Origin of the sequence: Xylanibacter ruminicola (assembly GCF_900142525.1) — a bacterium.
Lineage (GTDB): Bacteria > Bacteroidota > Bacteroidia > Bacteroidales > Bacteroidaceae > Prevotella > Prevotella ruminicola_A.
On sequence record NZ_FRBD01000008.1, the window covers coordinates 1 to 25,892 of the forward strand.

Consider the following 25,892-nt stretch of genomic DNA (forward strand, 5'->3'; position numbering starts at 1 on the left):
CGATGACGTTGATAGGGTGCAGGTGTAAAGACGGTGACGTCAAAGCCGAGCACTACTAATTGCCCGAGATCTTTCGCTTCATGCTGATATTATCAGATGTAGTTGTTTCTAATAGAAGTAATTACTTCAGTTCTTGTGTCGACACTGTCAATCCCATACTAGTGATGCTAGTTTTGCTAGTGATGCTAGATAAGATTTATCAGGTGGTTATTGCAGTGGGGTCCCACCTCTTCCCATTCCGAACAGAGAAGTTAAGCCCACCTGCGCCGATGGTACTGCAATGCAATGCGGGAGAGTAGGAAGCCGCCGTCTTTTTTAAGAAAGCCCTGGAGAATACATTTCTCTGGGGCTTTTCGTTAAAAGCTAATATTCGAAATTGAAGACTCGCAAGATGCTGATTCTCAGTAACTTGAGTCACCTCCAGAAACACAAAGGTGATATAGTGACATAGGAAAAATAAACTCCTATAAGAAAAAATAAAAAAGTGGTACATTTTTATTTTTGCATAGTAAGTTCGCATATGTATATATCACTATATCACTAAGTAAGAGCTAATTATCTAATTATTAACAAGTTACAAAGATTATTAAGTTATTATGATGATATAGGCAGTTTAGGGTTGTCCTAGCGTCATCTTCAGGTCGTTCCGAAGTCATCTTCAGGTCGTTCCGAAGTCATCTACGACTCGTTCCGCAGTCATCTTAGGGGGGTAAAGTGACTCATCTACGACCGCAAAGTGACTGAGATTCGAGCGAAAGAAACGTCAGGCGCCACCCGAAGATACCCCTACCCACTGCACCGCCGCCACCATACACAAAAAGTTACTCGGCAGAATCGTGCATCCAGGCGGTGACGCTCTGGCCCATGCGCTGGGTGAATGCGCGGCTGAAGGTGCTGTAGCTGCGGTAACCGCTCTCGATGGCCAGCTGTTGTACCTTGAAGGTCTGTCCGGAGGCAACAACCTTCTGGTAGCGGCTGATAAAGTAGTTGATGCGCAGATTGTTGATATAGATATTGTAGTTGATGCCCTGGCGCGAGAAATACTGACTGAGATACGATCGGTTGGTGCCGATGACCTGCGCCAGCTCCTCTATCGAGAGGTCATGCTGCAGGTAAATCTGTGTAGCCACGCAGCACTCGGCCAGCGATTTCTCGATTTGGGCCAGGTCGATAGTGACGGGGACTACCGTTGGCTGCTGAGCCTTTGGCTGGACTGGGAGTTCCAACATAGGCAGTGTCTCCACGCGCCACATCAGCAGGCCTACAAGCACCAGCTCGATGATATGTACAAGCCAGAGAATGACCAAGTTGTCAGCAAGTACATAGAGCACAAACAGCAGCATGCAGAGGAGCGCCACCGCTTGGCATAGCCATACTTTCTTGTTCTCCAGGTCAGCATAGTTGTTGTTTAGCCAACTACCGTATTGACGGATGGCATACACCATATATCCTGTAAAGACCATGCCGACCAACAAGAGGTAAGCAGCGGCAAACATTTCGAGCTGGTGGTTGGGATAGACCATGTACACTCCCGCAATCGCTACGAATGGTATCACGGCCACCAAGGCGGGCCATACAGGCCTACGTCGGTCCTGAAGCATAGACAGCAGCATGCCGGCGAAGGTGACGAACAGCAGCACGCAGTCGGCCATGGCGAGCACCAGATTGCCCAAGGAATTCAGGTCTCGGTCGAAGATGAAGAACAGCAGCCACCACACATGCGCCAACGTAGATACGCCAAAGAACGCCGCCGTCCAACGACGCAGCCGCACAGGCGATGTAACACCTGGCGCAATGGCATTGGCCCGGCGTAGCAGCAGGTAAAAGGCCGCAATCAGCGGCACCACGCCCGTTACGCCGTAGAGCACGAAAAACAGCATCGCCTGTATAGTGGTTAGACCAAGTATTTCCATCTAGTGTGCAAATATACTACTTTTTTCGATACGTTGCATGATTTTTGCAAAAAAATCTTGGCCCCCAACATGTCAAACTAACAATTTTGAGTTGTCAAATCATCAATTTGAGTGTGCAAATTCACAAAAAGTTGTCAAATCGTAAAAATCTGCACCTGACAGCGGCTCGGGGCTTGCAAGCTTCGTGTATTTTTTGTAGATTTGCCACAAAGATAAGCCGAAATTCTACGGCGCCTATTATATTATTAGTAGTAACTTAAAACAATTTTATCATGAATAATAGAATTATTTCTAGTACCTTGATGTTTATATTGGCATCCCCCTTCTGCTACGCCAGCGGCTACACCCTGGCTGTGGCCAATAGCATTATAGTGGCACTGGTGGTCATTGTGATTGCGCTCATCGCGATGGGCTGCTATAGCATACATTATAATAAGGTGCTCAGTCAGCGAAACGAGCAGTTGCGACGCATCCTCACGGCGCTCGATGACTACCGCGCCCTGGTATCCGACGATGCGCTGGCGACGGTAGAGCAGATAGAGGTAAAGGCCAAGGAGCCCGAGCAGAGCTTCTTTGTGAAGATGGATACCCGTGTCAATAAGGAGCGGCCCTTTGCCGATCCTGATTTCGACCAGGCTGCGCTGGCCGCGTTTATGGATGTAACGCCTGAGGCGTTCTGTCAGCTGGTGCCGCGCTATGCCGATCCGGCCCGTACGCTCGACTACATCAACTCGCTGCGTGCAGAGTATGCGGCCAAGATGCTGATGGAGCATCCTGCCTACACTGCAGCCGACATCGCCGGCCAGTGCGGTTTCCGCGATACTGCCGCCTTCAACAAGGCCTTCCGCTTCTCGTTCGGCATCACGCCTACCGATTACCTGAGCGACATGAACAGGATGTTCAAAAATAACTAAAACCCACAACTACCAATTATGTTCGACTACCGAGGACTGCACGACATGGCATTCCTGGCGCTCTACTGGGGGGCGGCGGTGCTGGCTCTGCTGGCCGCGCTGTACCTGCTCTGCCGGCGGAAGAACCTGCTGATGCATGAGTCTGGACCGGAGGAGCTGCTCACCATTGAGCTGCCGTCGGGTAGGAAGCTGCGCCTGGGCCGGCCGCGGCGCTCCAGCCCGAGGTTGCGGCGGTGGACAGCGGCGGCGCTGGTGGCCATGGCGCTGAGCCACGTGTGGTGGTACGGCGTGGGGCAGTGGTGGCTGGTGGACGACCATTTGGTGCGCACCCTGCTGGTGATCATGCTTGACCACATGACGCTGGTGCCGCTCTTGATGGGCGTGCTGCTGGCGATGCTGCAGGATAGGCGGCGGCCGCTGTGGCCGTGGCTCTTGGTGCAGGCGCCGGTGGCGGTGCTGGGCGCCGTGGGCATGGCGCAGCGCTCGTGGCTGCTGGGCTATACGCTGGCCTGCTGGTGGCAGCTGGGCTCGATAGCCGTGTTCATTACCTATTATATATATGCGCTACGGCAGTACGGCCGCTGGCTGCTCATGAGCTATGCCGACCTGGAGCACAAGCAGGTGTGGCAGAGCCTGGCGCTGGCGCTGGTGTTCTTCGCCATCTACGGGCTGTACACGTCGAACATGGGGGCCCTCTCGCGCGAGTATCTCTCGCAGGTGCTCACCGTGGCCATCGTGGCGTTCCTCGTCTGGCGCGCCGAGACGCTGGAGGAGCTCTCCGACGGCGGCCCGCCCTGATGAGGTAGTAATCTTTGCCCGTACCACTGGCGCCAGTGTGAGCGAGAGTGGTCATCTGGACGTAACGGTAGTAAACATCGGATTTGGCCTGGTCGATGACCAGATAGATCAATCGGAAGCAGAATGAAAAAGCGAGCCTCGCGTCATCACGACGCGAGGCTTTTTTTTAAAATACTCAAATAATTATTTGTTTTTTTGCTCACTTAATCGTATCTTTGCCGAGTGAATCAAATAAAACGCTGGGGAGTGTGGGTTAGGCGGGTGCATCGGTGCCGGGGATTTGGCATACAGTCGCCTACCGATTATTCGTTTGTACGCTATGTGATAAACGAACACTGGCCGTATTATGCCTACGATGAACTTTACAGTAGCGACTGGCTGGAAGAGAAACTTGGACGGCTGTACTTCCGGTTGGCTAACTGGCGACAACCTGACCAGATGATAGCCGACGAATATCAACCGTACTGGCAGGCGGGTTGCAAGAAGACTTCCTTTTCTGCTGATATCGAAAAGGTGGAACTGGCCAGGGTGACCATCGAGGACCACGACCAATGGGAAAAACTGCTTGCCAAATGCGACCGACAGTCGGTGGTGGTGGTTGAGGGCATCTGGCGCGATTGGGATCGTTGGCAGATGATAGAGAATGACGAACGGACATCGATTACCTACGATCTGTATTATTGCGGTATCGTGATGTTTGATAAATCCAGATATAAACATAACTATTTAATAAACTTCTAGCCTATTATGAAAATAACTAAAGTCTATACCCGTGGTGGTGATATGGGTAAAACCTCGCTCGTAGGAGGTCAGCGTGTTTCGAAAGCCAGTGTACGCCTGGAGGCATACGGCACAGTGGATGAGCTGAACAGTCATCTGGGATTATTAGCGGCCATGATGGCGGATGGCGAGGATAAAGAGTTGATTATCCGCATCCAGAACTGCCTGTTTAATGTATGTACTAATCTGGCTACCGACCAGGAGCAAACGCCTCTGTATCCTTCGGCCCATCTGCCTGAGGGCGAGATAGAGCTGATAGAACAGAAGGTAGATGAAATCATGCAGTTGCTGCCCGAGCGGCAGGGTTTTATACTGCCTGGTGGTACCAAGGAAGCTGCCCAGGCACATGTGTGTCGCACGGTATGCAGGCGCGCCGAACGCCGGATAGTGGCCCTCGCTGAAGTGGCCCAGATAACCCCTTCGGTATTACAATACGTGAACAGATTAAGTGATTACCTGTTTGTTTTGGCAAAAAAAATAAATTTTAACGCTCATCATAGTGAAATAGTCTGGCAAAATGTTGGTAGATAGGAAATAATTGATTACTTTTGCGGCCGAATTAAAATAATGAATCAGTTAAACTAACAACTTGTATTATGTATTGGACACTTGAATTAGCTTCAAAACTTGAAGATGCCCCTTGGCCTGCAACCAAGGACGAACTTATAGACTATGCAATCCGCTCAGGCGCTCCTCTCGAAGTACTGGAGAACCTGCAAGAGATAGAGGATGAAGGTGAAGTATACGAAAGTATCGAGGATATCTGGCCCGACTATCCTACGAAGGAAGATTTTCTATTCAACGAGGATGAGTATTAAGAAACAAGAGACTGGCAATCCACATGGATGTCAGTCTTTTTTTAGATCAGAAAACCTTGAAGAAATGAGAAATAAGTTAATCCTATCATTTTTAGGGGTCTGTCTTGCTCTGACGTTGAATGCCCAGACCTTGCGTCCAAAGGTCGAGCAGAAGAAGGTGTATAACGAGGACATCAACCCCATCGAGCAGATATACCAGGCTATAGTGAAGTCTAAGTCTGAGGGAAAGTTCGTTATCTGTCAGGTCGGCGGAAATTGGTGTCCCTGGTGTTTACGCTTTGCTGACTTCATCACAAATGATACGACCATCAGTAAAGTTATTGACGAGAACTTCGTCTATATCCATGTGAACTATAACCCACGCAAGTCTGAGGGAGAGGAAAAGATGCTGTTAGCGAAGAAGATGCTGGAGCGTCTTAACAACCCTGCGCGTTTCGGCTTCCCAGTGTTTGTTGTGTTGGACGATGAAGGTAAAGTCATCCATATTCAAGATTCGAGTTTCTTGGAAGAAGGCCAAGGCTATGACCAGAAGAAAGTGCTGCGTTTCTTCAAGAATTGGACTCCTAAAGCCGTAAAACAAAGTGTAATCGCTAAAAAAGACTAAGACTTCACGTAAAAGGGGATTGTTGAGTAAAAAAACTGTATCTTTGCATCATGTTAAGGTTTAAATAATAGCATTATGACTTTATTCGATCAGATTAGCGAGGACATCAAGTCCGCAATGAAGGCTCGCGACAAGGTTCGTTTGGAGACGCTTCGCAACATTAAGAAAGTTTTTCTGGAGGCAAAAACAGCTCCTGGAGCCAACGACACATTGGATGATGCTGATGCATTGAAGATTATCTCAAAACTGGCCAAGCAGGGCAAGGAAACTGCAACGACCTACACACAAGCAGGACGTCAAGACCTGGCTGATGCAGAGTTGGCACAGGTGGAGGTACTTGAGAGTTATTTACCAAAACAACTATCCCAAGAGGAGATAGAGGCAGAGGTGAAGAAAATCATTGCTGAGGTTGGAGCCACAAGTATGAAGGAGATGGGAAAGGTAATGGGCACCGCCAGCAAGCTGTTGGCAGGAAAGGCTGATGGGCGAGTTATCTCTGAGATAGTGAAGAAACTCCTGGCATAAGCTTTGATTTTATGTTTGGAATTAGTGGCACAATAATGGCACAGAGCACCGTAACTCGTTGGTACTCAGTGTGTGCTTTAAACTTCAACGAGGATGAGTACTGATCATTTAATTTAGCTTGGAACAAGCGTAAATGTATAAATACAGCATGTTTTAAAACTTATAGTTTTCCATGCTGCTTTTTTATTAATGTAGAATAACTATTACCAATGGCTAATAAAGGACTCTCTAAGTCAAAATACACGAAGTTCCGTCAGTGTGAAAAGGCTTTGTGGTTGCGCGTTTACAACCCAGAATTAGCAGTGGAAGATCCGCAGATGACAGCCCGTTTCCAGGCAGGTAACGAGGTGGGAGATTTGGCTATGCATCTTTTTGGTGATTACGTTGAGGTGACAACACACAAGGACGATGGCAGTCTTGACTTGAAAGCGATGCTTTCTAAGACGCAGCAAAGCCTGAAGGATGGTACTGAGAATATTTGTGAGGCCTCTTTTACTTTCGAGGGCTGCTATTGCGCTGTCGATATACTCAAGAAAACGCCTGACGGTTATGCCATCTATGAGGTCAAGAGCAGTTCTGCTTCTGATGATGAAGAAGGTGCCAAGAAAGATAAGATGGAGGTCTATGCACAGGATATAGCCTACCAAAAGTGGGTGCTCACACATTGTGGTGTGAACATTACGGATGTTTTTCTTGTCAGGCTGAATTCTGATTATGTTCGTGGCGATGAACTCGACATTCAGCAGCTGTTTATTATTACTGATATGACGGACTATGTGGCTAAGGAGTATCCGCATATAGAGCGTTTTGTAAACAAGGCTCGTCTGACGTTGCAAAGTCAGCAGGAACCACATGCAGATTTGACTAAGTATTGCCACAAGCCCTATCATTGTGAGTTTTGGAACTATTGTTCACAACATATACCTCATCCATCTGTCTTTGATTTGTATAGAATGCGCTTTGATGGCAAGTTAAAGTTATATGATAATGGCAAAGTGACTTTCGATGACATCGTAGACGAGAAACTTACTGATTTCCAAAAGATGCAGGTGGCTTGTACGATATCGAATCAGACGCATATTGACTGCAAGGCCATCCGTGAGTTCATGCAGCAGTTGAGTTATCCGCTCTACTTCCTCGACTTTGAGACCATGCAGGTGGTCATTCCGCAATATCCTGGTACCAAGCCCTATCAGCAGATTACTTTCCAGTACTCTCTTCATTATATAGAAGAGGAGAGAGGCCCCTTGTTGCATAAGGAGTTCTTGGGTGAATCAGGTAAAGACCCTCGTCGCGCCTTAGCTGAGCAGTTGTGTCAGGACATTCCCATGAATGTCTGTGTGACGGCTTATAACAAGTCGTTTGAGTGTACCCGTATCAAGGAGCTGGCACAGGCCTTCCCTGACCTCAGTGAACATCTGCTGAATATCCGTGACCACATTGTAGATTTGTGGGATCCCTTCAAGGCAGGTCATTATTATGTGCCCGCCATGGGAGGTTCCACCAGTATCAAATACGTGTTGCCTGCCCTCTGGCCCAACGAGCCCTCGCTTGATTATCACAACCTCGACGAACGTTGTCAGAATGGTGGTAATGCTATGACCATCTTCCCACAAATCAAGGATATGGAGCCCGCAGAACAAGCCGCCACCCGCAAAGCCCTCCTTGCCTACTGTTGCCTGGATACCTATGCAATGGTGAAGGTTTGGGAGAGATTGAAAGAACAAGAATAAAATTACACAAAAGTGTACAAGAGTAACTAAACAATATAAAAATGAAAATTGAAATTGGAGAATCGTTGATTTATTCATGGCTTCGTCATGTAAAAGAATGTCAAATTGTACAGACCAATTGGAAAGTTTCGTCAAAATGGTCAGAACAGTCAACCAATGCGAATTGGCAAAAGATTTATGAAGAATTAGCGGATTTATATATTGATGAGCTTGATGTATTTGGCAAAAATACGAATATTGGCCAGCTTATTAAGCAAACAGAATGCGATGCGATTGGTATTTCGATGGGAGAAGAGCAAAAAGTTTATGCTGTAGAAGTAGCTTATCATGAAGGGGGATTAGGATATGGCTCGCCCAAAAAGAATGCATCAAAAATTATAGCTAAGTTTTTTCGTATTGCAGTATGCTTAAATATTTATTTTGGGTGTACTGATGCGGAGATAATCTTTGCCTCGCCAATTATCAAAAAAAACTCTTTAGATATAATTGAGCCTTGTATAGAGAAATTACAGAATTTCATGAAGGATCACAACTTTGATTTTTCTTTCCATATCCTTGCCAATGACGACTTTAAAACACAATTATTAGATTATGTTCTTTTGGATAGTAGCAACATAAAAGATAGCAATGAATTGTTTGTTCGATCATATCAACTATGGAAGATGTTCTACAAACAGAATTCTACTTCTTGTCAATTATCTACATCTGTCTATACGGAAATGAAAATTGGCCGATTGGCCAATCATACTCTGCGTGACGCAATTGAAAACAATCGCGTAAACATGACTGAAATAAAGAATATGCAACGTTCTGATTGGTCAAAAGAAGTTTTCGGTATTAACTATCCTTTATTAGTATCTGAGGAAAGTCAGTTCCCTAAAGAAAGGTATTATGTAATGCCAATAGAATTTGATAAGAAGAATTATTACCTTTGTTCACAATGGTTTGAAGCAAGTAGTAGAAATCTTCTTTTGAAATGGATTAATGAACATGAATAGATTATTCTCTGAGCAGCAATAATATAGATTTTTCATGAAACTCCTCCTCGCTGCCCTGATGCTCCTGTTGTCGCTATGCCTGATATTGAGTCCGCTCTATCTGGTATGGCTGGGCCTTACGGGCACTGGTAGCTTTTGGATAAGAACCCTACTTGTGGTGGCAGGGCTGGTGCTTTGCCGAATGGCAAAGCCCATCTCTGTCATCACAGGCAAGGATTGGAAAATATTTTGAGAATCGAATGATTATTATATTTTGACTTGTTCTATTGCTATTTTCCCTACTTTAGAGTTCTTTTCAATAGACATCTGATTTGAAATTTCAATAATAGGCTTAATTGTTTGTATTTTGTAGTTCCCTCTTTTGGGCTGTCCTTTTATTTCTGGAAAATTTGACACCTTCCAAGAAGTTGATTTGCTCATTTTCTTAAAATTATAGTATTTGCTACAAATACACATAAATGTTGCTTTAAGTTTTGAAGCAAGAGAATCTTCGTCATCAATATCTTTATCAAGAAGGTGGTTTGCCCATGCTGGCACTAAAACAATGTTCCAAAGATTAGTGAAATAGAAAGGATTAACAGCTCCTCCCCATAAGTGGGAAATAATGAAATTTTTAAATGGTTTTTTCTTTAATACGGAACCAAGATTATAACCTGTATAATAATTAATCATCTGGCACACTAAAGCATTTCCATTTCCATCTCTTTCTATTTTACAAATATGCTTATCATCCTCGCAGTAATACCAAATATTATCTTGTTCTTTATCGAACTTTTTGCTTTTTCGCGCAGGCAAAGGTTCGTTATTGCTTATTTTATTAGCAATTTCACAAAGACGGTGTTCTACCATGTCCTTATCAAAAAAGAAAGATGATTCTATTGCAAGTTTAATGATATCTTTCTCTCCATAATCAAATGCTTCTAAAAGAGAATCCATTCCATCAATCTGAGCAAGTTCAGATTGATTAAGATCTTTTCGTATTGAGGCCAAGATATCAGAATTGATTATTTTATTGCTCCCGTTTAAGATTTGATGTATATCTTCCTTACGGATAATTTCATGAATAAATTCTTTGTATCTATTCAAATATGAAATGAGATTAGCGCTTTCTCCATTTCTTTTGACCTTATTCTTGACCTCTCTTTCCCACTTATTTAGAACGGTGTAAGCATATATGCGCTCATCATAATATAAAAAACTAGCAATAATATCATAGTACAATAGAAGATTTCCTGAAGTCTCTAATTTGTCTAAGCGGAAATACTGATTATACGTTTTTTCTTTACCATGTTGTATTAACCATTCTTGAAATTTGTCTCGAAGAAGGAAATTAATAGCTGTATTCATAATAATTTTTTTTTAGATATTTACTTTGTTGTTTTATTACGTTATTCATTGGCAAAGATTTGAGAGTATTCTGATTTTATCGGTTCGGAATACAAATCAAAAGGAGGTAATAGCCAAGATAAAGGCCGTTTGGCATAGCGAATGCGTTCTGTCAAATCGCCTAACATGTATTTGATCTTGTTGTCGCCAAGGGCGTACCAGTCGTTAATGTCGGCAGGTTCTTCGTAATTGATGACATCTCTGTATGTTCCCTCTACGTCATCAGCAATACGCTCTGTCAGCAAATCCTCTACAGCATTCATTATAAAGCAAGCCAGACGTGGATGGTTATCTATAAGCCAAGGGAAGAAATTCTCGTCAAGCTGCTCGTCATCCATATTCTTTAGTGGCCCATCCAAAGCACAGCTGTAGGCATACACCAGCAAAGGGAAGGCTTCTTGCGGTAGTTCCAGACACTCGTCGAAGTTGACGCCATTGATTTCTAGACTGATATCCAGCACTTTGATCTTCTGGAAGCCTTCGCTGATATCCTTATCATTGAAATAAGGCATATCTTTTTTGTCGATGACCATCGCGAGCTGTCCGTTATTGTTGGAATCATCTGGTTTGGGCAAACCTTCTTTCCACATCTCGTCAGCCAGAATCGAGAAATAGTTAACTTTTAAAGCGCGACAGATGCGCATAAGCAACTCAGTGTTGATGCTGTTGCGATGGGTGATGTTAATCACGTTAGTTCTTTCGCAGTAGATTTTCCTTGCTAGTTGCGTAGCGGTGATACCCTGCCGATCCATCTCTTCTTTGATGAGTTCTCCAATGTTGATATTCATATAATGATGTTTTTGGTTTTTATCTGGTGCAAAGATACAATAATTTTTTTCTCCATGCACTTTTTTATCTATTTTTCTTCAAACGCTTTGATCGCGGTAAGAAGTTGGATGGCATTGGCAAGATCCTCCAGCACTTCCTCACAACCTCTCTGGCAGATGGGCTGTAGCTTCTTCAGTCCTTCAATAATGTCTTCAGGCTCTTCAACCAGTTTCGAAGCTTCTTCCCAAATGGAAGTTTTCCACTCATTCTCAGTATACTTCAAGTCTTTTCTCAGCTGCGTTAGTAGCTTTTCCAGAAAGTAGTAATAGATAACCAGCCCCCAACGGCCATTGCCGTTGAAGGTTTCACGCTTTTTCTGCGACTGATAGATAGGACTATAACTTTCAACCTGTTTCATAATCGCACGATTAGTCCTAACGCTACGTGGTTCATTGTCCTTTGGAAATTCAAATGCCATGATCTTTATAATTTAATTGTTAATACTTAATTGAAACCTATTCGTCTGTTGTTTTTATTGTCCAACTGCTCGTTCTCGCAGTGGCGAAAGAGGGTATCCTTCATGTTATCGTTGTTGCCATGCAGGATGCTGTCAATGGTATAGTGGCGGGCTATATTCTCTATCTGTCCTCCGCTGAAGTCGAACTTCTGAGCCAGCTGTGTGGCAATATCATCCTCCAACGAGGGAATCATTGAGAGCCAGATGTTGCGACGGGCCTCAAGGGTGGGCTTGTTGAACTTCACCTTGTAGAGGAATCGGCGCTCGAAGGCCTTGTCCATGTTCTGCTCCAGATTGGTGGTGGCGATGAGGATGCCGTCTAGCGTCTCCATCTCCTGCAGAATGATATTCTGGATGGTGTTCTCCATCTTGTCGACTGAGTGCTCTACAGACTCCTTGCGACGACTGATGATGGCATCGGCCTCGTTGAACAGGAGGATAGGCGTCTTTTCGCAGTCGCGCACTTTGTGGCGATAGTTGTCGAACACCGCCTTGATGTTCTTCTCGCTGTCGCCCACCCACTTGCTTCTGATCTCAGTCACGTCTATCTGCATGATGTCACGACCTGTTTGTCGAGCCAGCTGTAGTACAGTCTCCGTCTTTCCCGTACCAGGAGCACCATAGAACAGACAGGCAAATCCACAACGGAAGCCCTTCTCCTTCAGCCTACTGCGAATGCCCTGATAGTTGTCCTCGCTGAGCAGATTGCTCAGTTCGTTCACCTGTAGTGAGGTGCTCTCGTCGTAGTACATCTGTTTCTTCTCTATCTGCTCATGAGGGGTAAGTCCATGACGCATCGTATCTTCATTTTTTAGGTCGATGTCGAGTTCGCTCAGCATGACCTTCTTGGCAGATAATGTCAGGTGGTAATAGCTTCTGTTGGCAAAGCCCTCTTCGTTGCAGAATTCAACCAACTGATGGCGCATTAGTATGTGGCTCTCCCTGTTCAGCTCGTTGCAAATGCTTTTCGAGATATGACGATCCTTGAATACCGATTTGATATCCATCTGATTGATACGGTCGTCGTGATTATTGACGAAGGCATGTGCAAAATATACCAATAATAGCAGATCCTCATCATTGAGATTAAACGTATTTACAAACTGACAGAAGCCAAGCGTAGGATTGTTGGCCATGAGTGCCTGTATCTTTTTGGTGGCACCTAGAATGGTCATCTCTTGGTCGTCCAGCATGTCGAAGATGCCGTCGAATTGGCAGAACAGATCCTGACAGTCCAACTCTTTAATGTCGATAGTGTTGATATTCCGGTTGTCGTTCAGCGCCTCTAATATATAATAAGGTATGCGGTATGTTGGACGGCAGTTTGAACGATTACAGATAATATAGCCCCTTTCTGCCAGCACTTCCAGTTCCTTTAAGTAGGGAAGAAAACGGAATGAAGTGCAATGTAGGTGTCGACAGTAATCTGCCATCTCGATGCGTTGATCACCACAGAAGTTGACCGTAAGAGCCAAGGCCAAAACCTGTGGATGGGTGAGATCTAGTTTCTTGGCTACGTAATCGAAGGCCTCCTTGGTCTCAATATAGATACTGTCATCGCTAAGTCCGCAATCCTCAGATCTGTTGATGATAGCTTCAAAAGCTAATAAGATGGATGGCTCTCTGTCGCCAAAGGTAAAGTTGTCTTCAATCATATGATATCCTTTCTTTATTAATTATTTGCGGCGGCAAAGGTAAGAAATATCAGGAAACAATCAAAGCGGATCCTGTAAATTTATTTGTCATGGGGGTGTCGAAAAAATTTACGCTTTATATTTTAGTGATTCATCATAATTATGTATTTTTGCACCATAATTCTTAATATGGTATAATATGAAGGAATATAGAAGAATGAAGCCCTGCCCGCCTCGCAAGTATAAGAAGACGGTGTTTGTAGATGTTGAGGCCTTAACAGACGGGCTAAGTGAGGAAGAGAAGGCGGTAGTAGCGTGGCTAACTGCTTACTTTGATGTGTATATCATTCAGACTGATGAGTATGTTCACTTGTTGCGTGGCGACTATCTGATAAGTCCCGTTCAACATGAACCGATGTTTCGTGGGGAGTGGGTTTGCTTTAGGCTAAAAGGCTCACAAGATGCTGATAGTCCTCAAACGGATTGGCAACGGGTAAAAGCGTTTTTCTCGGATATAGTTGAGAAAGGTGAAAATGTGGATGATGGAGTTTCTGATGAAACAGCGCTGGCTATGTTTAGAAGTCAGCTTCGCTATGATGACGATAATTGTTGAGAAATATGAAACAGTTTGACAGAGAAAAAGACGGTGATGAATATCTGTACACCATTGACGGGGAGGTCTGGTTATGTGGTGATGAGGAGGCTTTTGGCCTTATTCGTGATTGGGAAAAGCGTTATGATGACCCCGAAGTCATTACGTCGCCAGACGTGTTTGACGATGACGACAGGATGATAGACGATCACTTTGTGGTATATACCAAAGACGGGAAGCACCTGCTTAACTGCCTGAGTGCCTTTAACGAGCCAGAATACACCGTTAAAGAGGGTGTAGTGACTATCTGTGACGATGCATTTTATTGGCGACAAAATTCTGAAGAACGTTTGACCTTGTATGTTCCATATACCGTCCGACTTATTGGTGATCATGTTTTCGGTGATGCCGGTGGACGTATTGTAATCAAACACCCCATAGACATACCAGAATAGTAGGCTTTACTGAAAAAGCGTTAATTCACTTCAACGAGGATGAGTACTGAATGATCAAGTAAGATAGTTATTTGCTGATTCATACTATAAAAAACACCAATACATCTGTTATACATCAGTATCAAGTAGTGCTATTGTAACTGCTTGATTATCAGTCATTGCTTCTTGATACAGAGTAGATGATACCTTATACAATTCGCATTTATTAGCGGATAATGATGATAAGGAGGTAACTTTGCACCGCAAAATCGATCAAAGCTAACAAATAAACAATTTATCAATTATTAAATGATGAAACAACAACTATCCAAATTCTGTCACTACTGGTTACCTGCCAGTTCTGTGATGTTTTGCAGTCTGACCATGTTGATGGCTGCTCCGTTGTTGCCTGATGCACCTGCTGCTATGGCACAAAGCGTACAGACTACACAGGTTACCGGTCTGGTTACTGACAAACAAAAAGAACCACTTATTGGTGTTACTGTTACATTGGTGGGAACGGAGACCCGTGCTATCACTGATGCCGACGGTATGTTCAGAATCAATGTGCCATCAAAAAGCGGTACAACACTGGAGTTTAACTACATTGGATTTGCCAGCAAGCAGGTCAAGGTGAATGGAGCGCGACTGCTGAACGTGATGCTGGAAGAGGAGACCAATGAGTTTACCGAGGTGGTGGTAACAGGTTACGCCAGTCAGAAAAAGGCATCGGTGATCGGTGCTATCGAAACCATCCGCCCCTCAGAGTTGCAGTTCGGCTCTACACGTACATTATCTAATAACCTGGCTGGTAAGCTGAGTGGTATTATCGGAATCCAGCGCTCGGGTGAGCCTGGTTATGACGACTCAAACTTCTGGATTCGTGGTATCTCTACCTTCTCAGGCAGTAACAACCCGCTGATTCTGATTGACGGTGTGGAGCGTGACCTGAATAATGTGGATGTGGCCGAAATCGAGTCGTTCTCTATCCTGAAAGATGCTTCGGCCTCGGCCATGTATGGTGTGCGCGGTGCTAACGGTGTGATCGTCATCACCACCAAGCGTGGTAAGATAGGTGCACCACAGGTGAACTTCCATTTGGAGCATTCTATCAATCAGCCCACCAAGATGCCTGAGTTTATGAACGCCCCCGACTATATGACACTGCTGAACGAGCTGGCTACACAGGATGGTGTGGCTTTGCCTTTTACCCAGCAGCAGATAGACCGCACACGTTCTGGTTATGATCCAGACCTCTATCCCGACGTGAACTGGGTGGATGCCATCACCAAGGATTATTCATACACTACTCGTGGAAACCTGGATATCAGTGGCGGTTCTGACTTTCTGCGCTACTCTATCGTTACTTCTTACTTCAAGGAGTCGGGTATACTGGAGCAGGATAAGAGTCTGATTTTTGACAATTCGACCAATAACCAGCAGTACAACCTGCGCACCAACATCGACATGGATGTTACAAAGACTACGATGCTTCGCGTGAACATCGGTGGTTATCTTAATCGCTTTAAGAAACAGCGTTGTGATACTGATGGTGCTTTCGGCGAAGCTTTCAGAACACTGCCTTTTGTGCATCCTGCTCGCTATAGTGATGGAGCCATACCTGTTATCTCGTATCGTGCCAATCCTTGGCGTACAGTTACGCAGCAGGGTTACGACTTTATCACATCAAGTAAGATTCAGACACTGTTCAGCGTGGAACAAGACCTTGGCATGATTATTCCTGGTTTGAAGGCAAAGGGATTGTTCAGCTTTGACCGTTGGAACAGAAGTCGTCGCAGTCGTACTGCCAAGCCAAGTACCGTATTCCCCGCAACTGGACGTGATGAGGAGGGTAACCTGATATATTCACAGTATGAAGCTGGTGATGAGTCGCTTGGTAATGAGCAAGGTAACGAATATGGAAATACCCGTGTATATTTTGAAACAGACCTGATGTATAGTCATCGTTTCGGTAAGACTGATGTAGATGCCATGGTGCTCTACAACCAGCAGGCCTATGATGATGGTAGCATACAAGATTATCGCAAGCAGGGTATTGCAGGTCGCTTGTCGGCAACCTACGATAACCGCTATGTGGCTGAGTTCAACTTCGGTTATAACGGTTCTGAGAACTTTGCAAAAGGCAAGCGTTTTGGTTTCTTCCCATCTGTAGCCATTGGATGGTTGCTGAGTGAGGAACACTTTATGGAGAAGTGGAAATCTATTTTCCATAAGATTAAGTTCCGCGCCAGCATCGGACAGGCTGGTGATGATAATATCGGCGGTCGCCGTTTTGCTTACCTTGGAACGCTTATCACCGATGCAGAGGGTTATAAGTGGGGTACCAACGCACAGCGTGACTATGGTAAAGGTATCACCGAAGGCGAAATCGGTGTTGACAATCTGACATGGGAAACGGTGACAAAGAAAAACCTGGGTATCGAACTGGGCCTGTGGAATATGCTGGACCTGAATTTCGATATCTTTAGCGAGAAGCGTAAGAATATCTTTATGCAGCGTAGCATCATCCCTACACAGACAGGTTTTGTAAAAGCACCTTGGGCTAACTACGGTCAGGTGTCGAATCACGGACTGGAGATGACGCTCAACTTCCACAAGCAGTGGAATAAGGACTTCTTTACCTCGGCTTATGGAAACTTTACCTATGCCAAGAACCGTGTAGATGAGAAGGATGAGCCAGATGCACTGAAGGGTACTCACCGTTCGGCCACAGGTCGCTCGATGAATGAGTTGTGGGGATTGACCGCTGAGCGCTTGTTCGGCTATGAGGACTTTAATGAGGATGGCACCCTGAAAGACGGTATCCCCTCGCAGGAAGGAGTGGGCGCTGCTGTGCTCCATCCCGGTGATATCAAGTATGTAGACGTGAATGGCGACGGTGTGATTACTGAGGCCGACGAAGGTTATATCGGTGGTACTGAGGATCCACGTATCGTATATGGTTTCGGTGGTGTGATCAGCTATAAGAACGTAGACTTTAACTTCTTCTTCCAGGGAACAGGCGATATGTATCGTGTGATTGGTAATCAGCCTTACTTCCTGCCTGGTGGAGGTACCACTACCGAGGGTAATGCCTACAGCTATAATATCAGTGACCGTTGGACTGAGGATAATCAGGATCCTTATGCCTTCTGGCCTCGCCTGACCTATGGTCCTAATGTGAACAACTATCGTCGTTCTACTTGGTGGAAAAAGGATATGAGTTTCTTGCGTTGTAAGACCATCGAGGTGGGATATACATTCCCTAAGACATGGCTGCAGAACTTCTATGTGAAGAGCTGTCGTGTATTCGTGAGCGGTAACAACCTGTTCTGTCTCTCAGCATTCAAACTATGGGATCCTGAGCTGGGTACCAACGATGGTTTGAAATATCCGATGAACCGTTCTGTGATGTTCGGTGTTGACATTAACTTTTAGTTTATAGTATATTGTTATGAAGAAGAAACTTCTATATATTTTCTGCGCGCTTAGCGCCATCAGCGGCTCATTAGTGTCGTGCTCTGACTATCTTGACAAGGAACCCGATACCGAGCTGACCACCGATATGGTGTTTGAGAACCGTGAAAAGGTCTACCAATGGCTGGCCTATGTCTATAACGTGATCCATACTCCTGATAAATGGGAACTGAAAACCGATGGTTTCGAGGTGTTTGCCGACGACTTGACCCCTTCTAAGCGATGGCAGCAGTGGGACTGGAGCAAGGTGATTCCAAAGATCTTCGGTCAGTGGACCATCAACTCGCAGTGGGATGCCAATTACTGGCAGATGATGCCCCGTTATATTCGTCATGGCTATATCTTCAATAACATGGTAAAGGCTATGCCCGACCACGATCTGCCACAGTCGGAGGTAGATAACATGAAGAACGAGGTGAAATTCCTGACCGCCTATGGCTGGTGGCAGTTGGCTGAGAACCATGGCGGTATCCCCTTTAAGCCCGATTACATCGCCCCAACCGACTTTGATCTGAGTGACCTGATGGTAGGCCAGTCGAAGTTTGACGATGTGGTAGACTATTGCGATAAGCAGATGCTGGAAGCAGCTATGGCGCTGCCAGCCGTGTATGACGATCCCTCTAAGTATGGTCGTATCAACCGCATCATGGCGCTTACAGTTCGTTCACGTATGCTGCTGTTTGCAGCCAGTCCACTAGTAAACGGCAATCCTTGGTACAAGGATTATGTGAATAATGAAGGTGAACAGATTTTCAATCAGACCTACGACCCACAGAAGTGGGTGCGTGCCGTTGAAGCTCTGAAACTCTGTATCGACGAGGCAGAGAAAGCCGGCTATGAGCTTTATACAGAGCAAGGTCCTAATGGCGACATCGACCCCTTTATGAGTACCTATAATGTACACATCAAGCGCTGGAGCGAGGGTAACCACGAGATTACCTTCCCTGTGACAAAGGATAACAGTTATAGGAATTTCTTCTTGGTTAAGGTAAGTGTTCGTGACTATGGTGGTGGTAATGGTCTTGGTGTATATCAAGGTCTTGTAGATGCCTTCTTCACCAAGAACGGTCTGCCTATTACCGATCCAAACTCGGGATATGTAGAGAATGGCATGTCGACCACTATCGACGACCGTTCTGATATCACCAGCTGGGAGTATGGTACCGGTAAGCCCGGTCAGGTAACCGATCGCGGTACCTATAATATGTACTGTAACCGTGAACCCCGTTTCTATAATGCCGTATCGTTCCATGGTGCCTGGTTGGCCGTTGGCAATCGTAAGTATGATTTCTTCTATAACGGTCGCGATAACGTGCAGACCTCATCGCCACACGATGCGCCACAGAACGGCTATCTGGCTCGTAAGGGTCTGAATGTGCTTGACAACAATCTGACAGGATCTGTTACCCCACGTCAGGGCTTTACCTATCGTCTGGCCTTCACCTATCTGGATTATGCTGAGGCACTGAACGAGTGCTACGACAACAGTGCATCGCGAAACGAGGCTCTGGAATACGTGAATCGTATCCGTAAGCGTGCTGGTGTGCGAATGTATACAACTGATAACGTGAGCGAGATGGACGAGAACTACATCCATGTAGACGATACACAGACAGAGGTTCGTCGTGTGATACGTGCTGAGCGTCGTGTAGAACTCTGCTGCGAGAACAACCGCTGGTATGACATCCGTCGCTGGATGGAAGCAGAGAATCTGCCTGAGATGTGTGGTGATGATTATGGAATGAACTTCCAGGGACGTAATGAGGAGGAGTTCTTTAAGCGTACAGTGTTCCAGACCCGTATCTGGAAGCGCCAGTACTACTGGATGCCTATCTACATAGATGAGTATGAGAAGAACCCCAACCTGCGCGAGGCTCCATTCTGGGTTAATTAATGTACAAGTGTAAAATTAGAAAAAGCAAAAGTATGAAGAAATATGCGATAACTTTCTGTGCCCTGTGCATGGGATTGCTGTTGGGATCGTGTAACAAGGATCCGGAGTACTTCACTTTGGAAACATATCCCGATGAAATGCATGTAAAATGCTCTGTTGAGGAGATTGTTCTGAATAAAGGTGTGGCCGATCAGACGGCAGTTACCTTTACTTGGGATGCTGCTACTAGCCCCATGTCGCCAACTGATCTGGTGACTTACAAGATGTGTCTTTATCCATCGGCCCAGAAGGATAGTAGGTCAGAGTATATCGATCTTGGTACCAATCTTTCTTACTCTCTTACTCACGACGAGCTAAACACCCTCATGTCGCAATGGGTATTGCCCGGACAGGCTATCAGTGTAACAGCCCAGCTGCTTTGTAATGTTCATAACGAGCAGCGTTACATTAAGCCTGAAGAATCAACCGTTGAGTTTACTGTGACTGGTTATGAGAAGTACCCACCATATCTCTATATGAAGATTACGACTGATGAGGGGCAGCAACTGTCGCAGCGCTTGGAGCAGCGCCAGCTGGGTACAGGTATCTATGAAGTGACGCTGGATATGAATCCCTGTAAGTTCCACTTTACAACATCCGACCAAGACTATCCTGCCTACGGTATGGCCGACGGTAGTGATGCTGAGCAGATGGTTTATTGTACAGAAGGTGAGATTAGTGACTTCCGCTTTGAAGGTCAAGGTCGACGCACTGTTATTGTAGATACCAACAACGGCTTTAACGACTGTCGTGTGCTCGACATTGTGCAGCTGCCTACACCAGGTCTTATCTGGATTTGTGGTAATGGTTGTTCGGTAGGTTGGAATACCAATACCTCTACAGGTAGACTGGAGATGGTGGGAAGTGCCCGTGAGCCTTACTATTATGCATGGACGGGTGACTTTAATGCCGGTGGCGAGTTTAAGATAGGTGTTGGTAACGGCTGGGGCGATCCTTTCTTCTTCGCACCAGATTATAATGCCGACCCAGTGACTGATCATCGTCTGTCGACATACCGCTATCAGGACAATGGCGGCGACGTGAAGTGGGTGCCTTCTGTGAGTGGACGTTATACGTTGACACTCTGTCTGCTAGCTACTGATATGTGGACAAAATTTGAACCCGCAGAGTAATACGCTATCTTTCTAACTGATAGGCACTTAGTGACTTGCTTGGAGTCATTAGGTGCCTATTGGTATACGGGGGCGTTAATAATTGTTATAATTTGAATTGACATAGTACGTTGTTTCTTTTTTATCACTACCTTTGGCTGCAATTAACGAAAGTAATAACTAAATGAACATTAATAAATATATTCTTGTGTGCCTTTTGGCATGGCTTGTTGTGCCAGCAAATGCAGCTATAGATAAGAATGCTGCAGGCTGGTTAGATAAGCTGGATGCCAGTCTGGCTAAACGTAGTTATTTTGAAAAGCAGCGTATTGATCGAATTGAAAACCTTAAAGCTGGCTTGAAGAAAGCCCGGACTGATGACCGGAAATACGAGCAGATGTATGCCTTGTATAATGAATATAAGAGCTATTGTTATGACTCGGCACGTCATTATTCGTACGCTTGTCTTGAGGTGGCTACTCGTCAGCATCATAGCCAGAACATCGCGCAGTCGAAGATGGCTATTGCCTTCTCGCTCATCTCGGCAGGTATCCTCAGCGAGGCCAATGATGTGATTATGACTATCAACAAAGATAGTTTGAACGGACAGTTGTTAGTAGACTATTATGAGGTTAACAGCCAGCTATGGCGTAGTATGGCCGACTATGTGAAAGAAGAGCCTTTCTATTCGAAATATATAGCACGAAGCAATGCCTATCTGGATTCTGTGAAACAGACGGTAGCGCCCAATTCGTGTATGTGGTGGTCGGTTACAGGATCCCGCCAGATGCGTGACCGTGAATTCCAGAAGGCACTCGAATCATTCGAGCATGTGCTTAAAGACTGTGGCGATGACCTCCACATGAGAGCCAAGACGATGGCAGAGATGGCATGGGCTCATCTCGGTCTGGAGCACGAAGACAAGGCGATAGCTTATTTTGCCCAGTCGGCCATTGCTGATAATGAGACAGCTACCCGTGAGATTACCGCACTCTATCATCTGTCGAGTCTGATTTTTAAGCGCGGGGAGCATGAACGTGCCAGTGCATACGTTCATCAGGCGCTGGAAGATGTGAACTTCTATGGCACACGACTGAGAAAGGTTGAAATCAATGATATACTGCCCATCATTGAGCAAGACCGCTATGATGTGGTGCGAGGGCAGCGTAACTGGTTGTTTGTGGTTTCGGGGCTTTTCGTGGTTTTGTTGCTGGCATGCCTGTGGAGTTACTGGACTATCCGTCGTAAGAACAATAAACTAACAGAGGCCCGAGAGACTATTGCCGGGCAGCTGGAGCAACTGAAACGTAGTAATCTGCAACTACAGGAGGACGATAAGATTAAGAATGCCTATATTGGTCGCTCGTTCTATACCAATGCTGAGTTTATAGCCAAATTGGAGAAGCTCTATATGACGATTGATCGCAAGATAGCTGCCCGACAGTTTGAAGATCTGCGTTCGATGATGAAGCTCTCGACCCTGAACATGGAGCGAGAGAATATGTATGAGGCCTTTGACCAGACGTTCCTAAAGCTGTTCCCCAATTTCGTGGAGCGTTATAATGCGTTGTTTGAGGAAAAGGATCGCAAGCAGCCGGCAAACGAACATTCGCTGACATCCGAAATGCGCATCTTTGCACTGATACGATTGGGTATTAATGACAGCGAGCGAATAGCCAAATTCCTGGACTACTCGGTTCATACGGTTAATACCTACAAGACGAGAATCAAGAACCGTTCGACCGTTGATAATGAACAGTTTGAGGGCTTAATTATGGAAATTTAGGGTGTTAATCTGAAAATATTACCTTTATACAAATAAGGATATGCTAAACAAGTAAGCCGCTGATAATGAGCGGCTTATTTGTTTTATAATGCTTAAATCATTATATTTTTACTCATTTTCTTCGTGATATGCGGCATTAGTCGTATCTTTGTCCAAGAAATCTGTAACGAATATAATTTAAAATGAAACGAATTCTAACTTTATTAGTGGTTTTTCTTGGCCTGAACTCTACATGGGCTGAGAATCTGAATCCTGTGGCTCATCCTGATGCGGTAGTCAAATCTGGTAAAGCACGCTTTACGGTGCTGACACCTGAGATGATTCGTATCCAGTACAGTGATCGTGCGCTTTTCGAGGATCGTGCTACGTTTGCTATCGTCAATCGTCGATTAGCTGTTCCTGAGTTTACAACTGAAGAGAAAGATGGCTATCTTGTGATCAAGACATCGGCTCTGACTCTTAAATATAAGATAGGTGGTGTGATTGATGGGCGCCACCCATCGGCTGAGGTGTTGAATATCAGCATGACGCTTAACGGTCGCCCTGTGCTGTGGTATCCTGGTAAGGATGATGCGTTGAACCTGAAGGGAACCACCCGTACGCTGGACGGGCAGATTGGTGATAACAAGCGTCAGGAACTGGAGAATGGCCTGTTGTCGCGAGCAGGATGGAGTATCATCGATGAGTCGCCACTTACCCGACGTGGTGATGGCTCTACAACTTTTGTCTTTGATAAGCAGGTAGATGGTATTGATTGGGTGGCTGAGCCAATAGATAAGCAGGCCATCGACTGGTACTTCCTGGGCTATGGACATCAGTATAAGAAAGCTTTGGGCGACTATATCAAGGTGGCTGGTCGACAGCCCATGCCTCCACTCTTTGTGCTGGGTTATTGGTATAGTAAATACCAGCGTTATACATCGGATGAGTTCATGGAGATTGTGAATGACGTGAAGCGTTTCAATATCCCCATGGATGTGATGATATTCGATATGGACTGGCACACCCAGGGATGGACTGGATGGACATGGGACCGCACTGCAATTCCAGATCCTGAGGGACTGATTGACTGGATGCACCAGCATGGTTTGAAGGTGTCGCTGAACTTGCACCCAGCTGATGGTGTGGATGATGACGAAGACTACTTTGATGACCTGCGTGTAGACATGGGTATGGATAAGCAGACAAAGGTGGTGCCCTGGAACTTAAGTGATGGACGCTTCTACCACAACATGTTTAAGAATATCATTCGTGCCCGTGAGCGTCAGGGTGTTGACTTCTGGTGGCTTGACTGGCAGCAGAATCTGACCAGTAAGTATGTGAAGGGACTGGGTGAAACCTTCTGGTGCAACCATGTGTTCTATAACGATATGCGATTGAACCGTCCGGACCGTCGTCCGCTGATCTTCCATCGTTGGGGCGGACTGGGTAGTCATCGTTATCCCATCGGCTTCTCTGGCGACTCGTTCACTACTTATGGCACGTTGGCTTGGCAGCCCTATTTTACAGCCACAGCCTCGAATGTGGGCTTTGGTTACTGGGGACATGACCTGGGCGGACACCAGCAGACAGGTGGTAATGATCCGCAGATCTATCTGCGCTGGATGCAGTATGGCGTGTTTACCCCCATCTTCCGTACCCATGCCACCAACTGGGAGGGTATTGAGCGCCGTATCTGGAAGTATGAAAACTTCCCCTCTCTGTTAGAAACCGTCAAGCTGCGCTATGCGCTGATGCCTTATATCTATACGGCTGCACGTCAGGCTTACGATACTGGTGTTAGCCTATGTCGTCCTTTATATTACGAATGGCCTGAGCAGAACAATGCCTATCTTTTCGAAGATGAGTATATGTTCGGCGATGATATCCTGGTGGCTCCAGTAGTTACCAAACCAGGAAACGATGGTATGACAGCCCGTCGTATCTGGTTGCCTGAGGGCAGTTGGTTTGATGTGTGCCGCAATAAGGTGGTTAGTGGTAATCGTATCTTTACCGATCGCTATACTTTGGAGGAGATTCCTTACTTCTATAAAGCAGGAAGCATTATCGTGAATAATCCACCGATGATGAATCTGAATAAGCGTCCTGACAGACTGATTCTGAAAGTGGTGCCTGGTGGTAATGGACTTACATCGCTGTATGAGGACGAGGGCGATACCGAAGGTTACAAGCAGGGGGCTTATACCACCACCGCTATCAGCCATGAGGGTAACTCGCTGACGATTCATCCTCGTGAGGGTAAGTTCCCTGGTATGCCAGATAGCCGTTCGTATACCGTAGAGTTCCTCTCTGTGAATCGTCCAAATACAGTCATGATTGATGGACGACAGGTAGAGAATGGTGTATGGAGCTATCAGGAGAAGACAAGAGTGCTGACGGTAAATGTGCCCCGCACATCATGCCAGAAGCAAACAGTAGTGACAATTAAATAATGAAAGTGCGATGAAAAGAATATATTTGATGATAATAGGGCTGGTGGCATGCATTGCCATGTCGGCACAGTCATATCAAGAACTGTGGATTACAGGTAGTGCTGTACCTGGTGGTGCACAGAAACTGATAAAAGTGAGTGATAACGATTTTAAGTTTGCTGGCAAACTGAAGGCAGGCGAACTGCGTATCTCTACAGCCAAGAAGGTGCGTAAAGGTTCATATTATCTGGCTCCGAATCAGCCTGATGCCAACATTGTGAACAAAGGATTGGAATACAGCGAATGCGTTGATGCCAAGAATGCAGCATGGCAGGTGATAGTAAGTGAGGATCGCTATCGTTTTCATATTGACACCGAGAAAAAGCAAGTGAAAGGTGAGATCTTCCAACCTTGGGGTGAGTTGTTCATTGCCGGCGGCGCTACTGAGGTAGGATGGAAGTGCGAAGGAAAGATGTTGCTGATGACGCAAAGTCTGGATAATCCATGTATCTGGACTTGGGAGGGAGAACTGAAACGCCATCCCGAAGTAGAGGAACCTGCCAGTTTTAAGATACAGGGACAGGACCGCTGGCATCCCAAATCCATCCATCCTTATGCACCTGATACTGACATCTTGAAAGATAAACGGTTCCGTACAGGTGGTGCTGACACCAAGTGGATGTTGTCGGGTGAAGGACGTTATCGCATCAAGGTTGATTTGTTTAATGAAACCATTCAGGCAGAGTTAATTAAATAATA

Annotated in this window: 23 protein-coding genes and 1 rRNA gene; 19 read left to right on the top strand and 5 right to left on the bottom strand. The window is 45.7% G+C overall.

The window, feature by feature from the left end:
* The first annotated feature begins 199 nt into the window (after positions 1–199).
* A 5S ribosomal RNA gene (gene rrf, locus BUB86_RS06205) occupies positions 200–312 on the top strand.
* Positions 313–821: 509 nt separating this feature from the next.
* On the opposite strand, the gene BUB86_RS06210 is transcribed toward rrf, so the two are convergent.
* Complete coding sequence (locus tag BUB86_RS06210; RefSeq protein ID WP_175549424.1) at positions 822–1,772, bottom strand: helix-turn-helix domain-containing protein; 951 nt, start codon at positions 1,770–1,772, stop codon at positions 822–824.
* 413 nt (positions 1,773–2,185) lie between these two features.
* On the opposite strand from BUB86_RS06210, the gene BUB86_RS06215 reads away from it, so the two are divergent.
* The 10 genes from BUB86_RS06215 to BUB86_RS17175 all read left to right on the top strand — a co-directional run bounded on the left by BUB86_RS06215 (position 2,186) and on the right by BUB86_RS17175 (position 9,315).
* Complete coding sequence (locus BUB86_RS06215) at positions 2,186–2,827, top strand: helix-turn-helix domain-containing protein (RefSeq protein WP_081373131.1); 642 nt, start codon at positions 2,186–2,188, stop codon at positions 2,825–2,827.
* A gap of 18 nt (positions 2,828–2,845) precedes the next feature.
* Complete coding sequence (locus tag BUB86_RS06220) at positions 2,846–3,625, top strand: hypothetical protein (RefSeq protein WP_139261465.1); 780 nt, start codon at positions 2,846–2,848, stop codon at positions 3,623–3,625.
* Positions 3,626–3,847: 222 nt separating this feature from the next.
* On the top strand, positions 3,848–4,366 hold the full coding sequence (locus BUB86_RS06225; protein ID WP_073207050.1) for a hypothetical protein: 519 nt from the start codon (positions 3,848–3,850) through the stop codon (positions 4,364–4,366).
* A gap of 6 nt (positions 4,367–4,372) precedes the next feature.
* Positions 4,373–4,936: a cob(I)yrinic acid a,c-diamide adenosyltransferase gene (locus tag BUB86_RS06230; RefSeq protein ID WP_073207053.1), complete on the top strand. Its 564-nt coding sequence runs from the start codon at positions 4,373–4,375 to the stop codon at positions 4,934–4,936.
* Positions 4,937–5,001: 65 nt separating this feature from the next.
* On the top strand, positions 5,002–5,223 hold the full coding sequence (locus tag BUB86_RS06235; protein ID WP_013063838.1) for a DUF2795 domain-containing protein: 222 nt from the start codon (positions 5,002–5,004) through the stop codon (positions 5,221–5,223).
* A 64-nt stretch (positions 5,224–5,287) separates the two neighbouring features.
* A complete protein-coding gene (locus tag BUB86_RS06240; protein ID WP_073207363.1) occupies positions 5,288–5,827 on the top strand; it encodes a DUF255 domain-containing protein in 540 nt (179 codons plus the stop codon).
* Between the two features lie 75 nt (positions 5,828–5,902).
* Positions 5,903–6,352 carry a GatB/YqeY domain-containing protein gene (locus BUB86_RS06245; protein WP_073207056.1) on the top strand — a complete coding sequence of 150 codons (450 nt, stop codon included), beginning with the start codon at positions 5,903–5,905 and terminating at the stop codon, positions 6,350–6,352.
* Positions 6,353–6,561: 209 nt separating this feature from the next.
* Positions 6,562–8,085 carry a DUF2779 domain-containing protein gene (locus BUB86_RS06250; protein ID WP_073207070.1) on the top strand — a complete coding sequence of 508 codons (1,524 nt, stop codon included), beginning with the start codon at positions 6,562–6,564 and terminating at the stop codon, positions 8,083–8,085.
* Between the two features lie 41 nt (positions 8,086–8,126).
* The gene (locus tag BUB86_RS06255; protein ID WP_073207074.1) at positions 8,127–9,083 is read left to right on the top strand and encodes a hypothetical protein; all 957 of its coding nucleotides are present in this window, start codon (positions 8,127–8,129) and stop codon (positions 9,081–9,083) included.
* A 34-nt stretch (positions 9,084–9,117) separates the two neighbouring features.
* Positions 9,118–9,315: a hypothetical protein gene (locus BUB86_RS17175; RefSeq protein WP_139261467.1), complete on the top strand. Its 198-nt coding sequence runs from the start codon at positions 9,118–9,120 to the stop codon at positions 9,313–9,315.
* A gap of 14 nt (positions 9,316–9,329) precedes the next feature.
* On the opposite strand, the gene BUB86_RS06260 is transcribed toward BUB86_RS17175, so the two are convergent.
* The 4 genes from BUB86_RS06260 to BUB86_RS06275 all read right to left on the bottom strand — a co-directional run bounded on the left by BUB86_RS06260 (position 9,330) and on the right by BUB86_RS06275 (position 13,409).
* Complete coding sequence (locus BUB86_RS06260) at positions 9,330–10,430, bottom strand: hypothetical protein (protein WP_073207077.1); 1,101 nt, start codon at positions 10,428–10,430, stop codon at positions 9,330–9,332.
* Positions 10,431–10,471: 41 nt separating this feature from the next.
* On the bottom strand, positions 10,472–11,257 hold the full coding sequence (locus BUB86_RS06265) for a helix-turn-helix transcriptional regulator (protein ID WP_073207080.1): 786 nt from the start codon (positions 11,255–11,257) through the stop codon (positions 10,472–10,474).
* A 68-nt stretch (positions 11,258–11,325) separates the two neighbouring features.
* Positions 11,326–11,655, bottom strand: coding sequence for a hypothetical protein (locus BUB86_RS06270; protein ID WP_139261469.1), 330 nt, complete (start codon positions 11,653–11,655; stop codon positions 11,326–11,328).
* A gap of 86 nt (positions 11,656–11,741) precedes the next feature.
* Complete coding sequence (locus tag BUB86_RS06275; protein WP_073207087.1) at positions 11,742–13,409, bottom strand: ATP-binding protein; 1,668 nt, start codon at positions 13,407–13,409, stop codon at positions 11,742–11,744.
* 196 nt (positions 13,410–13,605) lie between these two features.
* On the opposite strand from BUB86_RS06275, the gene BUB86_RS06280 reads away from it, so the two are divergent.
* From BUB86_RS06280 to BUB86_RS06315, 8 genes are all read left to right on the top strand, one after another.
* Positions 13,606–14,001 (top strand): hypothetical protein, encoded by a 396-nt coding sequence (locus BUB86_RS06280; protein WP_139261471.1) that lies wholly within the window; start codon positions 13,606–13,608, stop codon positions 13,999–14,001.
* A gap of 5 nt (positions 14,002–14,006) precedes the next feature.
* Positions 14,007–14,435, top strand: coding sequence for a hypothetical protein (locus BUB86_RS06285; protein ID WP_073207094.1), 429 nt, complete (start codon positions 14,007–14,009; stop codon positions 14,433–14,435).
* A gap of 369 nt (positions 14,436–14,804) precedes the next feature.
* Positions 14,805–17,852, top strand: a complete 3,048-nt coding sequence (locus tag BUB86_RS06290) for a SusC/RagA family TonB-linked outer membrane protein (protein ID WP_254795114.1) — start codon at positions 14,805–14,807, stop codon at positions 17,850–17,852.
* Positions 17,853–17,868: 16 nt separating this feature from the next.
* Positions 17,869–19,785, top strand: a complete 1,917-nt coding sequence (locus BUB86_RS06295) for a RagB/SusD family nutrient uptake outer membrane protein (RefSeq protein WP_073207098.1) — start codon at positions 17,869–17,871, stop codon at positions 19,783–19,785.
* A 32-nt stretch (positions 19,786–19,817) separates the two neighbouring features.
* Positions 19,818–20,957 carry a SusE domain-containing protein gene (locus BUB86_RS06300; RefSeq protein ID WP_073207101.1) on the top strand — a complete coding sequence of 380 codons (1,140 nt, stop codon included), beginning with the start codon at positions 19,818–19,820 and terminating at the stop codon, positions 20,955–20,957.
* A 163-nt stretch (positions 20,958–21,120) separates the two neighbouring features.
* Complete coding sequence (locus BUB86_RS06305; protein WP_073207104.1) at positions 21,121–22,722, top strand: DUF6377 domain-containing protein; 1,602 nt, start codon at positions 21,121–21,123, stop codon at positions 22,720–22,722.
* 182 nt (positions 22,723–22,904) lie between these two features.
* A complete protein-coding gene (locus BUB86_RS06310; protein WP_073207107.1) occupies positions 22,905–25,154 on the top strand; it encodes a glycoside hydrolase family 31 protein in 2,250 nt (749 codons plus the stop codon).
* Between the two features lie 10 nt (positions 25,155–25,164).
* The gene (locus BUB86_RS06315; RefSeq protein ID WP_139261473.1) at positions 25,165–25,890 is read left to right on the top strand and encodes a SusF/SusE family outer membrane protein; all 726 of its coding nucleotides are present in this window, start codon (positions 25,165–25,167) and stop codon (positions 25,888–25,890) included.
* The last annotated feature ends 2 nt before the right edge of the window (positions 25,891–25,892 follow it).

Excerpts from the sequence above, each read along its gene's own strand:
- BUB86_RS06215 (WP_081373131.1), top strand. The coding sequence starts at position 2,186 with ATGAATAATAGAATTATTTCTAGTACCTTGATGTTTATATTGGCATCC.
- BUB86_RS06220 (WP_139261465.1), top strand. The coding sequence starts at position 2,846 with ATGTTCGACTACCGAGGACTGCACGACATGGCATTCCTGGCGCTCTAC.
- BUB86_RS06230 (WP_073207053.1), top strand. The coding sequence starts at position 4,373 with ATGAAAATAACTAAAGTCTATACCCGTGGTGGTGATATGGGTAAAACC.
- BUB86_RS06235 (WP_013063838.1), top strand. The coding sequence starts at position 5,002 with ATGTATTGGACACTTGAATTAGCTTCAAAACTTGAAGATGCCCCTTGG.
- BUB86_RS06240 (WP_073207363.1), top strand. The coding sequence starts at position 5,288 with ATGAGAAATAAGTTAATCCTATCATTTTTAGGGGTCTGTCTTGCTCTG.
- BUB86_RS06245 (WP_073207056.1), top strand. The coding sequence starts at position 5,903 with ATGACTTTATTCGATCAGATTAGCGAGGACATCAAGTCCGCAATGAAG.
- BUB86_RS06250 (WP_073207070.1), top strand. The coding sequence starts at position 6,562 with ATGGCTAATAAAGGACTCTCTAAGTCAAAATACACGAAGTTCCGTCAG.
- BUB86_RS06255 (WP_073207074.1), top strand. The coding sequence starts at position 8,127 with ATGAAAATTGAAATTGGAGAATCGTTGATTTATTCATGGCTTCGTCAT.
- BUB86_RS17175 (WP_139261467.1), top strand. The coding sequence starts at position 9,118 with ATGAAACTCCTCCTCGCTGCCCTGATGCTCCTGTTGTCGCTATGCCTG.
- BUB86_RS06260 (WP_073207077.1), bottom strand. The coding sequence starts at position 10,430 with ATGAATACAGCTATTAATTTCCTTCTTCGAGACAAATTTCAAGAATGG.
- BUB86_RS06265 (WP_073207080.1), bottom strand. The coding sequence starts at position 11,257 with ATGAATATCAACATTGGAGAACTCATCAAAGAAGAGATGGATCGGCAG.
- BUB86_RS06270 (WP_139261469.1), bottom strand. The coding sequence starts at position 11,655 with ATGAAACAGGTTGAAAGTTATAGTCCTATCTATCAGTCGCAGAAAAAG.
- BUB86_RS06275 (WP_073207087.1), bottom strand. The coding sequence starts at position 13,409 with ATGATTGAAGACAACTTTACCTTTGGCGACAGAGAGCCATCCATCTTA.
- BUB86_RS06280 (WP_139261471.1), top strand. The coding sequence starts at position 13,606 with ATGAAGCCCTGCCCGCCTCGCAAGTATAAGAAGACGGTGTTTGTAGAT.
- BUB86_RS06285 (WP_073207094.1), top strand. The coding sequence starts at position 14,007 with ATGAAACAGTTTGACAGAGAAAAAGACGGTGATGAATATCTGTACACC.
- BUB86_RS06290 (WP_254795114.1), top strand. The coding sequence starts at position 14,805 with ATGGCTGCTCCGTTGTTGCCTGATGCACCTGCTGCTATGGCACAAAGC.
- BUB86_RS06295 (WP_073207098.1), top strand. The coding sequence starts at position 17,869 with ATGAAGAAGAAACTTCTATATATTTTCTGCGCGCTTAGCGCCATCAGC.
- BUB86_RS06300 (WP_073207101.1), top strand. The coding sequence starts at position 19,818 with ATGAAGAAATATGCGATAACTTTCTGTGCCCTGTGCATGGGATTGCTG.
- BUB86_RS06305 (WP_073207104.1), top strand. The coding sequence starts at position 21,121 with ATGAACATTAATAAATATATTCTTGTGTGCCTTTTGGCATGGCTTGTT.
- BUB86_RS06310 (WP_073207107.1), top strand. The coding sequence starts at position 22,905 with ATGAAACGAATTCTAACTTTATTAGTGGTTTTTCTTGGCCTGAACTCT.
- BUB86_RS06315 (WP_139261473.1), top strand. The coding sequence starts at position 25,165 with ATGAAAAGAATATATTTGATGATAATAGGGCTGGTGGCATGCATTGCC.